This is a genomic window from Acinetobacter rongchengensis (assembly GCF_003611475.1).
Classification (GTDB): domain Bacteria; phylum Pseudomonadota; class Gammaproteobacteria; order Pseudomonadales; family Moraxellaceae; genus Acinetobacter; species Acinetobacter rongchengensis.
The window spans coordinates 1-12746 of sequence record NZ_RAXT01000007.1 but is presented as its reverse complement, the minus strand read 5'-3'; the positions used below and the strand labels follow the sequence as shown (position 1 = coordinate 12746).

9 protein-coding genes and 1 tRNA gene are annotated in these 12746 nt (G+C 37.4%); 2 read left to right on the top strand and 8 right to left on the bottom strand.

All coding sequences use genetic code 11. The features are described from left to right. Window positions 1–432 precede the first annotated feature (432 nt). Complete coding sequence (gene prpF, locus D7V20_RS05635) at window positions 433–1620, bottom strand: 2-methylaconitate cis-trans isomerase PrpF (protein WP_120383347.1); 1188 nt, start codon at window positions 1618–1620, stop codon at window positions 433–435. 316 nt (window positions 1621–1936) lie between these two features. On the opposite strand from prpF, the gene D7V20_RS05630 reads away from it, so the two are divergent. Together D7V20_RS05630 and D7V20_RS05625 are read left to right on the top strand one after the other, a co-directional pair. After that, window positions 1937–3289 carry an amino acid permease gene (locus D7V20_RS05630; RefSeq protein WP_120383346.1) on the top strand — a complete coding sequence of 451 codons (1353 nt, stop codon included), beginning with the start codon at window positions 1937–1939 and terminating at the stop codon, window positions 3287–3289. A 79-nt stretch (window positions 3290–3368) separates the two neighbouring features. Then, window positions 3369–3444: transfer RNA gene (locus tag D7V20_RS05625), tRNA-Arg, on the top strand. Between the two features lie 631 nt (window positions 3445–4075). Here D7V20_RS05625 and D7V20_RS05620 read toward each other — a convergent pair. The 7 genes from D7V20_RS05620 to D7V20_RS05590 all read right to left on the bottom strand — a co-directional run. Beyond that, a complete protein-coding gene (locus D7V20_RS05620; RefSeq protein ID WP_120383345.1) occupies window positions 4076–4921 on the bottom strand; it encodes an HpcH/HpaI aldolase/citrate lyase family protein in 846 nt (281 codons plus the stop codon). 43 nt (window positions 4922–4964) lie between these two features. After that, a complete protein-coding gene (locus D7V20_RS05615) occupies window positions 4965–5801 on the bottom strand; it encodes an FAS1-like dehydratase domain-containing protein (RefSeq protein ID WP_120383344.1) in 837 nt (278 codons plus the stop codon). A 9-nt stretch (window positions 5802–5810) separates the two neighbouring features. Further along, window positions 5811–6956 (bottom strand): CaiB/BaiF CoA transferase family protein, encoded by a 1146-nt coding sequence (locus D7V20_RS05610; protein ID WP_120383343.1) that lies wholly within the window; start codon window positions 6954–6956, stop codon window positions 5811–5813. Between the two features lie 628 nt (window positions 6957–7584). Beyond that, entirely contained in the window at window positions 7585–8895 is a 1311-nt protein-coding gene (locus tag D7V20_RS05605) for an MFS transporter (protein ID WP_120383342.1), read from the bottom strand. 222 nt (window positions 8896–9117) lie between these two features. Further along, window positions 9118–10005 carry a LysR family transcriptional regulator gene (locus D7V20_RS05600; protein ID WP_120383341.1) on the bottom strand — a complete coding sequence of 296 codons (888 nt, stop codon included), beginning with the start codon at window positions 10003–10005 and terminating at the stop codon, window positions 9118–9120. 511 nt (window positions 10006–10516) lie between these two features. Then, complete coding sequence (locus D7V20_RS05595) at window positions 10517–11506, bottom strand: C45 family autoproteolytic acyltransferase/hydolase (protein ID WP_120383340.1); 990 nt, start codon at window positions 11504–11506, stop codon at window positions 10517–10519. A gap of 9 nt (window positions 11507–11515) precedes the next feature. Next, the coding region (locus tag D7V20_RS05590; protein WP_120383339.1) for a biotin carboxylase at window positions 11516–12746 on the bottom strand (1231 nt) is incomplete at its 5' end.

Genomic DNA, 12746 nt, shown 5'->3' with positions numbered 1-12746 from the left:
GCAGGATGCAGATTTTAGAATAGGACTTAATATCTTAAACCATTGATATTAAAAATTATTATCCAAAAATAAGGCATCAATTACGTGCTTAATGAAATGACAGGTCAAATTGAGCTCAGAAGCATTTTTAGGCTTTTAAACTTGAAATGACTGACTTATCAACGATTCAACCGTAAATTTGAACGCATTCTGCCATACATTAAGCAAAAATAATACATAACATGATGAAATTCACATTAATTTAAACCTTTCAAATGCAAAGCTTAAATTTTCTAAGAATGTGTACTTCAATACGAACGACAATTGGTAATACATCTTTATTTACAACAACAACAGTTTTCAGCGAACAGCAAAGCTGAAACTTTGTTTTTAATAGATAACATACCGCTTCTTAATCATTGAAAAATTTCAAAATACTCAATGTGATAACGACTAGAAACTATCTGCCGGAACCCGAATCCAACCTTCCATAAGAACTCTTGCACTACGACTCATAATGGCTTTTTTAACCACCCATTGACCATTTTCATTCAAGGCCTGTGCACCCACTCTTAATGTCCCTGATGGATGTCCAAATCGTACCGCTTCTCGTTCTCCGCCACCTGCTGCAAGGTTGACCAAAGTATTTGGAATCGCTGCTGCAGTACCAATTGCAACGGCCGCTGTTCCCATCATGGCATGATGCAATTTACCCATTGATAATGCTCGAACCAATAAATCAGCATCATTCTCATTCACTAATTTACCACTTGAAGACGTATATGCTTTCGGTTTTGCTACAAATGCAATTTTAGGGGTATGTTGGCGATTCGCTGCTTCACTTATGTCTTGAATCAGTCCCATTTTTACAGCACCGTAAGCACGAATTTTTTCAAAACGTGCCAGTGCAGCATTATCATTATTTATATCATCTTGTAATTCAGTACCTTGGTAACCAATATCTTCTGCATTTAAGAAAATTGTAGGAATACCTGCATTGATCAATGTCACTTGAAAACTTCCAATTTCAGGCACATCAAGTGTGTCAGTAACATGACCTGTTGGGAAGATTGCCCCACCGTCTTCACCATCATCAGCAGGATCTAAAAACTCAATTTGAACTTCAGCGGCAGGAAAAGTTACACCATCTAATTCAAAATCACCTGTTTCTTGTACTTGCCCATTGGTTATTGGAACATGTGCAATGATGGTTTTTTTAATATTAGCTTGCCAAATTCGAACAGTGCAAAGACCATTTTCAGGAATACGGTCTTGAGCAACCAACCCATTGCTAATCGCAAATGATCCCACCGCTGCGGTTAAATTGCCGCAATTACCACTCCAATCTACAAATGCTTTATCAATTGAAACTTGTCCAAAAAGATAATCGACATCATGGTTTGGTTGAGTACTTTTGGCCAAAAGAACAGTTTTACTGGTACTTGAAGTTGCACCACCCATCCCATCAATTTGCTTCCCATAAGGATCTGGACTACCAATCACACGAAGCAATAATTGATCTCTCGCAACACCTGCAATTTGTGCACGTTCTGGTAAGTCATCTATTTTAAAAAAGACACCTTTACTTGTACCACCGCGCATATACGTTGCAGGGATTTTGATCTGTGGTGCAAAACTCATCTTATACATTCCTTTCGTTTATCATTGTTGCAACCAAATAATGAACCATCATTCAGTTTTATACTACCCTTTTTTTCAACAAAAATATCGATTGATGCACTTAAGTCTTAAATATTTTTATATTGAGGCTAAATATTGTTCAGTTTGATTTAAAATTTAAACAATAATAAATAATTTATTTTATTGAAAATGAAATAGATTATTCAATAATCTTTTTTTTGACTTTACAGTTCGCTTACATAAATCTCTCGTCTACTAGGTTTACTGTTACCAATCAATTACAATGATTAAATTCGAATAAATAGAGCTGGAAAAATTGAGCAACGAGTCTACACAATTACATCGTGGACTTAAAAATAGACACATTCAATTGATAGCCATGGGTGGCGCGATTGGTACAGGATTATTTTTAGGTTCAGCACAGGTCATACAATCTGCAGGTCCATCTATTATTTTAGGTTATGCGATTGGCGGTTTAATTGCTTTCTTAATTATGCGTCAATTGGGTGAAATGATTGTTGAAGAGCCTGTTGCAGGTTCATTTAGCCATTTTGCCAATAAATATTGGGGGAAATTTCCCGGATTTTTGGCAGGTTGGAATTACTGGATTTTGTATATCTTGGTGGCAATGACAGAGTTAACAGCTGTCGCTAAATATATTAATTATTGGTGGCCTCATATTCCAGCATGGGCTTCAGTACTATTTTTCTTTGTGATTGTCACTGTAGTTAATTTAGCCAATGTTAAATTTTATGGTGAATCAGAATTTTGGTTATCTATAATCAAAGTTGCAGCCGTTGTTTCAATGATTGTTTTTGGCTTATATCTATTATTAACAGCCGACGCAGGTTCAACAGCATCGTTTAGCAACCTTTGGACACAGGGTGGATTTTTCCCACATGGCTTTGATGGGCTGTTTTACATGCTTGCATTTTTAATGTTTGCTTTTGGCGGCATTGAATTGATTGGTATGGCAGCAGCTGAAGCGGAGAATCCAGAGAAAACTATTCCTAAAGCAATCAACCAAGTTGTTTTCCGAATTTTAATTTTCTATGTGGGATCATTAACAATTCTATTGTCACTTGTGCCTTGGAATCAATTACACCTCGGTGGCTTGGATAAAAGTCCATTTGTTATGATTTTCAGTCAATTGGGAATTGGTTGGGCAGCACATTTACTCAATTTCATTATCTTAACAGCAGCGCTTTCTGTATATAACAGTGGTATGTATGCCAATAGCCGTATGTTATTTGGTTTAGCTCAACAAGGTAATGCGCCTAAAATATTCAGTAAAACCAATAAGAATGGTGTACCGATTCCAGCAGTTTTGTTTTCGGCATTGCTAATTTTTGGCTGTGTACTTTTAAACTATTTCGTGCCAGAAGATGCACTCAGCAACTTAATTTACATTGTTGTTGGTGCTTTGGTATTGAACTGGGCCATGATCAGCTTAACCCATCTTCAATTTATGAAGGCGATGAAAGGCAAAGCGAAAACACCATTATTCCCTGCACTTTGGTCACCTTTTAGTAACTATCTGGTTCTTGGATTTATTGCTGTAGTGCTTTACATCATGTGGACACAGGGTCTGAGCGGTGCTGTAATCATGATTCCAATCTGGATCGTATTAATGTTCGTTCTATACAAGATTCTGTATAGAAAAGCATAAAAGAGTTATTGTTAAATAGTTATTGTTTCGACAATAACTATTTTTTTTGAATAAAATCAGCTACATTAGCTCCACTTTTGCGCCCTTAGCTTAACTGGATAGAGCAGTTGCCTCCTAAGCGACCGACGTGGGTTCGAGTCCCGCAGGGCACACCATTTTATGGTTTATTTTGATCTCAAATATTCCAGAACAATACATAAAATTATTAAAATTCAGTATATTAATAAAATAAAAATCCAAACAAGTCTATAAAAATCTAACTTGATGCCTATTTTTTGCGGTAAGAAGTTTTACTGTAAAAATGCCAAAAATCGTTAAAGAACAGTGTAAAACAAATCGCTCTAACCAATACTAAGATTGTGACTACTCTAGTTATCTTGGAATAAAAACCGCTTAATCCCAAATAAAAGGAAATACCTCTAAATTCAGATTGCAATCAAATAATTTTTACTGCAAATAACTCACCTTCGCATTATTTTGATATATGAGTAGATACTGATATTTCAATCTATTCTATTTATTTTTTGTAAATTATTTCAATAGTTTATGCAATAAATTAAGTTGTATGTTGTATAAAGTGACACAAAATCAAACTTTAGAAAGGGAATTTATTGAGCTTATATGTTGACAGCTAGAGATATAGGTTCTTTTAATCAATATTAATCTCTTCACAAATAACACTTTGGGTGATTAGCTTAGGCTTTATATCCAAAACAATGACTCATTTGAAAGCATTTATGAAACTGTTAAAAAACCGCCATGTATAAAAACATGACGGTTTTAATATTAGTCAAATAAATGACCAAATCTCTCGAGCAATTGTTGTGCTCGCCGAGCAACTGGTAGGTCAACCATTTTCCCATCAACTGCAATCGCGCCTTTAGATTCATTTTGCGCAGCTGAAAACTCTTTTACAATCCGTCTAGCCAATTCAATCTCTGTACCAGAAGGAGTAAACACTTCATTTAATATCGCAACTTGTGCAGGATGAATGGCAAAACCACCTAAAAAACCAAGTGGAGCAGAACGTTCCACCGAAAGTTTGAATCGATCTAGCTCACGAAATTCAGCTATACTTCCAATATAACCAATACAAAGAATGCCCGCAGCCTTACAGGCTATATTTACTTGCATACTTGAAACATAAAGGCTATCCCAACATGGCTGCATTTGCATTTCAAATGATAAATCCTCACTGCCTATACTCAGTGCAACAAGATTTTTATGTGATTGGGCAATCAAAGGAGCATTCAATACACCTATTGGACTTTCAATCAAACCAATGATACGAGTATCAAAACCTTTCATTTGATCAACAACATATTGAATTTGGCTAGGGCTCTCTACCTTAGGGAGAATCAGATAGTCTGGTACACAAGTTCGTAATACTTCAAGATCCTGATCCAATAGCTCCTTAGGTCCATTGACTCGCACTGCGATCAATTTATTTTGAGCTTTCAATAATTCAACATGATGGATCAACTGGCTGCGAGCAACAGGCTTATCTGCTGTTAAAACAGCATCTTCAAAATCAATTACGATAGCATCAGCACTACCATTACTTGCTTTTTTGACTAAATCACTCTTGTTACCAGGCACATATAACCAAGATCTAGGTAGCAACACATTCATCTTTTAAGCTCTCATGCATTAAATAAGTTGTAGCAGTTTTCCATTAGGAGAAAACGGCTTGTGCCTTCATAGCTAACGCACCATCATGGCGTCGGGCCCATAAATGCATCACATTACCTTCCCGAACCCCTTCAATTTTGAAATCATGATTTGCAGTAATCGGTGCTAATCCTTTAAATGAAAACTCGCTTGGCTGGCGACCAAATGTTCTGGTCGCTAAGTCGACAAGTAAGGTTGCTGTTAATGGTCCATGAAAAACTAACCCTTCATAGCCTTCAACATCTCTAGCATAGTCCACATCATAGTGAATTCGATGCCCATTAAAAGTTAATGCTGAATAACGATATAGTAGAACTTGGTTTGGTGAGATTGTCTCAGAAAACTCTGCATGATCAGGGGCTGCTAAAGGTTCAGGTTGTTGCACATTGGGTTGAGGATCTTCTCGATAAACAATATCTTGTTCCTCAGTCAGGGCCAATACATCATTAACATAGAATTCATGAAGTACTGTTACAAAACATAACTCACCTGTACGACCATGCTTATAAGAAATATCTTTGATTGATGAAACTTTTTTTACTTCACTTCCTAGAGGAATAGGTGCAATAAATGAAAATCGCCCACCTGCCCACATACGGCGCGGTAAACTTACAGGAGGTAGGAAGCCTCCTTTTTTAGGATGACCGTCACGACCAAGTTGACTTGCAGGTTTGGCCTCTAAGAAATAAATCCAATGCCAAAGTGCAGGAAGCCTATCACCTAGTTTTAGACTAGGGTCTTGATCTAAAGTTGCTTGCATAAAGTGTGCGGGTTGTAAGCGAAGCGTATCCTCTAAAGTCTCTTTACGTCCAAGCCAGTCCATAACATTTAGTGTATTCATACTTTTTCCTTAAGCCTCTAACTCACAGTTGAACTCTTTTTTAATTTTTTGAGTATGTTCACCAAGCTGAGGAGCTTGTTGTTCATTCACTCTATTTTTTTCCTCTTCTAACCAACGAATTGGTAATCGAGGAATGCTGACTTCATCGCCAGTTTCATTTCGAACACGACGACGAACCAATGCAGGATGTTTTGCTAAATCCTCTACACTATTCACTGCTCCAAAAGCAATGTCAGCAGCGGCTAAACGTTGTTTGAGAACCTCTTGTGTCAAACCTTGAGTTATAGAAGTGATAAGCTGCTCGAGTACTTCTCGGTTTTGAACTCGCAGGTTATTCGATGAAAAACGATGATCAATCGCAATATTTCGATCACCTAAAACAATTTCACAGAATCGTACCCATTCGCGTTCATTTTGCACTGAGATTAAAGTTAAAGCATGATCAGAACTTGGGAAAGCCCCGTATGGCGCCATGCTTGGATGTTTTAATCCAACACGTTTAGGTGCGCCATTTCCATACTCTTGATGCATGAGTGGCACACTCATCCAATCTGCAGCAACATCAAATAATGAAATTGCCAATGCGGAACCTTGTCCCGTTCTTGAACGCTTTATCAGTGCTTCAAGTACTGCTGCATGAGCTGTCATACCCGCACCAATATCACAAATCGAGACACCTATACGTCCCATTTCATTTTCGCCACCACTAATTCCAGTTAGGCCAGATTCAGCTTGAATCAGAAAATCATATGCTTTAAGGTGCTTTACCGACTCACTTTCACCATAGCCTGAAATATCAACAGTAATTAACTTTGGGTAATCTTTACGTAATCGGTCAGATCCAAATCCAGCACGACTCATTGCACCCGGTGCGAGGTTTTGAATAAAAACATCTGCTTGTGAGATCAGGCTTTCGAGAATGGCAGCATCCTCATCTTCTCTAAAATTAAGAACGACAGATTCTTTGCCTTGATTTGTCCAAGTGAAATATGAACTTGCACCTTTTGCAGCCTCATCATAGCCCCGTGCAAAATCGCCCTCTTTGCGTTCAACTTTAATCACTCTTGCACCTGCATCAGCCAATCGTGATGTACATAATGGTGCTGCTAAAGCTTGTTCTATCGCAACAATTAATAATCCTTCTAATGGTTTCACATCCTTATCCTCGCCTATTCTAAAGAGTAATCTCTTAACTTTTGGAAAGACCCATTATGTAAACAAGATGATTAGAAAAAAAATTGATTATTTTTTTATAAAATAGAAAAAAAAACTTAACAGAGATATTTCTCAATCATTATCTAAATAACTTCACCCACAATTTTTGAATATTGGAAAACTCATATCGTCTAACGCACAATAAATTTAAAAGCGTGGCATGAACTTTTGGGCTCGATAATCAAATACATAGATCACAATGATAAATGTCTAAAAATCAACCCTGGGAAAACAATGCTTTTGATTACCGCACAATAAACTACACAGTAAAGCTGAGTTAAGAGCTTGTTTAGCATAAGGTGCATGCATAACGATGACTCTATTGACATATTGAAGAATGATGGCAATAACTGAATACTGATTTGAGAATTATTAATTTGAGAGTCACTAATTTGAGAATAACGTAATTTTGGGTATCATAAATTTCTAGCTTACACGCCATTCAAGTGAATCATGATATGGTTGAAAAATGCATAAAAAAATTAGTTGTGCAGTAATACATATTTATTGATGTTAGAAATAGCAGCAAAACCATCACAAATGTCATGGTTTTGCTTAATTTATTATATTAATCTTCAAGAATACGACTATGTTTTTGTTGATCTTTCATTCGAATAAAATAGATCAAACAAACTGCGCAGAGTACAGTTACATAAATGAAGTAGAAGTTTTCATGGCCGATGTTTTTGAACTGTAATGCAACCAATTCAGAAGTTCCACCAAAAATAGTATTTGCTATTGCATAAGGTAATGCAACACCCAACGCTCGGATATGCGAAGGAAACATTTCAGACTTAATCACAGCACTGGTTGAAGTGTATCCTGACAAAAATATCATGCCAAATAATATTAATAGTCCTGCAATAATTGGACTTGTCGTGCTAGCCACAGTCGTGAATATCGGATAAGTAAATAATACTCCCCCAATACCAAAGAAAATCATCACAGCTTTACGTCCTATTTTATCGGATATTGCCCCCATTACAGGCTGCATACACATAAAAATAAAGATTGTTATAGCAGATACAATTGAAGCTACTTCTTTGGAAAATCCAGTTGTATTGACCATAAACTTCTGCATATATGACGTATAGGCATAAAATGAAATTGTTCCTCCAGCAGTTAACAATAGGACTGCTAAAGCTTCTTTAGGATGATGTTTAAATAAGGCAAAAGCGCTTGACTTCACTTCTTGAGTCGCATTTTTAAAAGATTGTGTTTCAACCATTCCACGTCGAATGATAAAGACAGATAAGGCTAAAATTGCACCGACAAAAAATGGAATACGCCATCCCCAGTCATACAGCTGAGAATCTGTAAGTATCGTTTGCAACAAAATTAAGGTGGCTAAGGCAAGTAACTGACCTGCTAGGATTGTCATGTATTGAAAACTAGAGAAAAATCCACGACGATTTTTGCCTGCCATTTCACTGAGATATGTTGCACTTGCGCCATACTCACCTCCAATACTCAAACCTTGAATAAGCCGTGCAATAATTAAGATAATTGGTGCAAATACACCGATCTGTTGATAGGTTGGTGCGATAGCAATCAATATTGAACCGATACACATCAACGTAACAGAAAGTGTGAGGCCAGCTTTACGACCTCTCCGATCAGCAAAAATTCCCATTAACCATGCACCAATCGGCCTCATTAAAAAGCCAATCGCAAATACAGCTGCAGCTTGTAATAATTCTGCTGTCTGATTACCTGCTGGAAAAAAAGATTTAGCAAAATATAATGTAAACATACTGTAGGCAAACCAGTCATACCATTCGACTAAATTGCCTGCTGAACCACCTAAAATTGATTTAATGCGTGTTTTTTGATCTATATTTGCATTGAGTTTTTTGCCAATATTCTGATCCGTGCTCATTAGGCTTCTCCTTAGCCGATCCTATTTTTAACATTCTTAAAAACAGCATCTCCTTAGCTTGTTGAAAATACCCACTTGTCACCTATTGACGGGCATCATGTTCTCATTTTCAAACACACTAAAGACCAGTTGCTACTTTTTAAGTAAGGCTCATTATGTAAGGAAGAAGATAGAAAAATAAATTGATTAATTTTTTAGAAAATGAATAAAAAAACTTAACAGTTAATTTTTACTAATACTTAATGAAGTGATCCAATCTACAAAGTTCGATACTCTACTCCATCGCTCTTTGTATGGTGGAATACTTAAATAATAGTGAGGTAAGGGAGGAATACTTTCTTTATCAATTTCAAATGGGACACACAATTTTTCTGATGCAATCATATCTTGTGCATTAATTAAATTACCTAATGCTACCCCAAGACCTAACTCAGCTGCATCAAAAGCTTGTAATGAATATCCAACGGATAAATATCGTTGTTGATTAACCCAAGGATAATGCGCTAAAAGTGATCGCCAGGAATTCAATCTCCGTTCAGTTTCAATCAAAGTTAAACCTTCCAATTTATCCATCGTAAATAAATGATGCTGCTTGACAAATGTAGGGCTCGCCAATGCAACAATTTGATCATCAAAAAGTTGCTGTGTGGAAAAATGAGCGATCTCTTCAAAACGATATTCTATGGCGACATCTATACTTTGTTCTTCAAGATCTAATGTCATACGGTCAACTAATCTGACATCATATTCTGGAAATAATTCAAAAAACTGAGTTAAGCGTGGTAACAACCATTTACTTATTAGTGTTGGTGGAGCTGAAATGGTCAAAGTTTCACGTGTATTATCTTTACTTGCTACGAGTGTTGCTCGGCTAATGGCTTGTAAAGTAGGACGAATTTCTGTCAAATAATTACATGCAGTCTCAGTCAAAAGGAGTGTACGGCCTCTCCTGATAAACAATGCTTGCCCCAAATGTTCTTCTAATTTAGCAATTTGATGACTGATTGCTGGAGGCGTTACACATAATTCATCAGCTGCTCGACGTACGCTTCCCAGCCGAGCAACAGCTTCAAAAACCCTGAGTGCATTTAAAGGTGGTAATCGATACATAACATTTTTACTTCATTTTTAAATCATAAACATACAAACATATCCACGAAGAATAGGCTACTCTCATTCAACAATCTTTCATATCATATCGCAATAATCAAATCATGAAGTACCACATCAGTCAGTCGCATTTGATTGAAAATATTGAGAATGTAAACAAGAAAATAATATGCTTTGTGGTGAAATTAAAATGATTCATTCCGCTAAACTTGGAATATGATGTATTTTCGATTTGAAAAATGTAAAAGAGCACTGTGTATTGATCAGCAAATTTTGTCGAACCCCATAACATAATTGTTTAGCGTGAACACGCTATAAAAACCAAGATAGCTAGATATAACCTAGAAAGCTATCACTACAATAAATTTATAATAATCAGATCTTCACACCCTCAGTCACAGGGACCACCAATGCTTAATATTGACAGACAGAGGCATCCTTGTGTCTAAGGTTGAACAGCAAAAATACGCTTTATTAATCGATAACCAACTTTCTTGATTTGCTTCTAACATTAATACGCAGATAAAGAAATTGTCCTATTGGCTTCTTCAAAGTTTTGTATCGTTTGTCGCCATGATTGTTGTGGCCATAAAAGTTCAACACTCCTCGATAATGGTCGATACACGGCAGAATATAACGTACCGTACCCCCGTAACCATGCCTCCTGATACAGCGGTTTACAAAGCATCGCTTGTATTGCCTCATGTGAATGAGATGCATATTCAAGGTTTTGCTGCAACACTTCTAAACGCTCAATCGCATGGGTTGCTTTTGCATGTTGTTGCCATTCAACCGTATGCTGAAAGTTAGTCACAGCACGTTGATGAACCACCTCAGGCGCTCTGTCTGGGCTAACAAAAACCGTTGCCCACTCTCCTGCTTGATCAAGCAAGGTAATACTATAAGTCATATGAACGGGGATACGTTTAAGAATACTGACTGCTTGAGCTGTATTTTGAGCAGTTTCTAAAATATATCTAAGCACGAGGGGAACCCCGAACCCCGTACCTGACACTGTCCGTCCACCAAAAGATAATGATATCGATAAACCCGCCTCATTCAGACCGTCCAATGCTCCCCACAAACAATCACTCATTGCCAGTACACGCTGTCCAAGCCAGCGTGTACTTATCCAGTTGCCTTCTAGCAAGACTGGAGCAAAATCATAATTGCGTAATAACATCGGTTCTTCATAGCCATGAGGATCTAACCAAACACCTTGAGAACAACCCGCAATATACGGTGGTGGACACCATAAAGATAAAAACCGTGACTCGACATCTCCACCACCCGCAAGTTCAACCAGTCTTTCCCAAATAGGGATCAACTCAGGCATGTATGTCCGCAAGGCCTTCCTACATTCCAAATAGGTTGGTCTACCTACAGTACCACTCCGCAAAAACCATGCTCGATAACCTGGCCAGTATTGGTTAAATACCTTTTGCCATTGTTGATCAGGCATGTCTTCCTTCCATGCTTGGAACTGAAGTTCAATTGACATGATCCATTCCTATAGTATTTTAAAAGCCCCAGGCTCAGGTATAGATTCATGATGTGTCGTAACGATCGGTTTACCCGCATAGTAGCTTTTTATGCCTCGAATCCAATCACGTGCTCTCAGGTTCAATTTAAAATTATCATCCATTGAACGACCACGTGTAATTAAAATACCGAGATCAGCACCTTCATAACGGAAATCACCCGGTCCTGTGATACGTAAGAAGAATGCCTCTTGTTCAGTATCAATCGCCTTACGGTTATAATCAAAACGCTGATAAGAGACACTACCATCTTGAGCCATTCGATAAATACCTGTCGGTGGCGCATGTGTCACTTGATCGACTTTATTTTCAGTAAATTTAATAACAACCTGTGACCAAGAATCAATAAAATGTGGCTGTGCCCAGCGCTCATTGATTTCTTTGACATTTAAATCAAATGGTACGCCTGAAAATTCAAGTAAATGGAATAAGAATAATGGTGCATCTGCATAAGCAAATGCCGCATGATTCGTCATCGGGCTTGCACCACAAATACGTGGGTTTAATTCACCTAGATAGACTTCATCTGTATCAATATCAATTAAAAAGTCTAAATCGAAATAGCCTCGATAACCTTCATTCAACAATTGATTACCAAATTTTTCTGCCATGTCTCGGGCTTTCGTGCGAACACTTTCGGAAAATGCACCAGGGAAAATTTCATTCCCACACCAACCACCTTTATAAGGTGTCAGCTCAGTTGCACCAACGACTTCTGTCAGCAATGGACCAACCAATGTTCCAGACTGTGTTGCACAAGCTTCTAATGTCGCACCACGGCAATTGATGCGCTTCATGACTTTGACTTCAGGGTCTTTAATAATATCTTCTTTATGTTTATTAAACTCTTCTTCATTGGAAATGAAAAAGGTGGTGTGGCCTGAATCACCAAATGCTGTTTGCACAACCAAATCATGACCTAAACCATGTTCAGCCGCCAGTTGTTGTAAATGTGCATAACTATCTACTTTGACCAATGCGTTTGGAACAGAATAAACACCAGCCTTATTACCAATACGTACCGTTTCCATTTTATTATCACAACGTTGTCTTAACGCTGCTGGTGGGAACCATATATCTAAACCGATTTCTTTAGCCAATTCTTCCGTTTTTTCATCAAACATTAGAAATGTACCAACTGGATTCCCTCCCCTACGTTCAATCAAATCAATGACATCTTTATGTTGCAGTAAATAATTG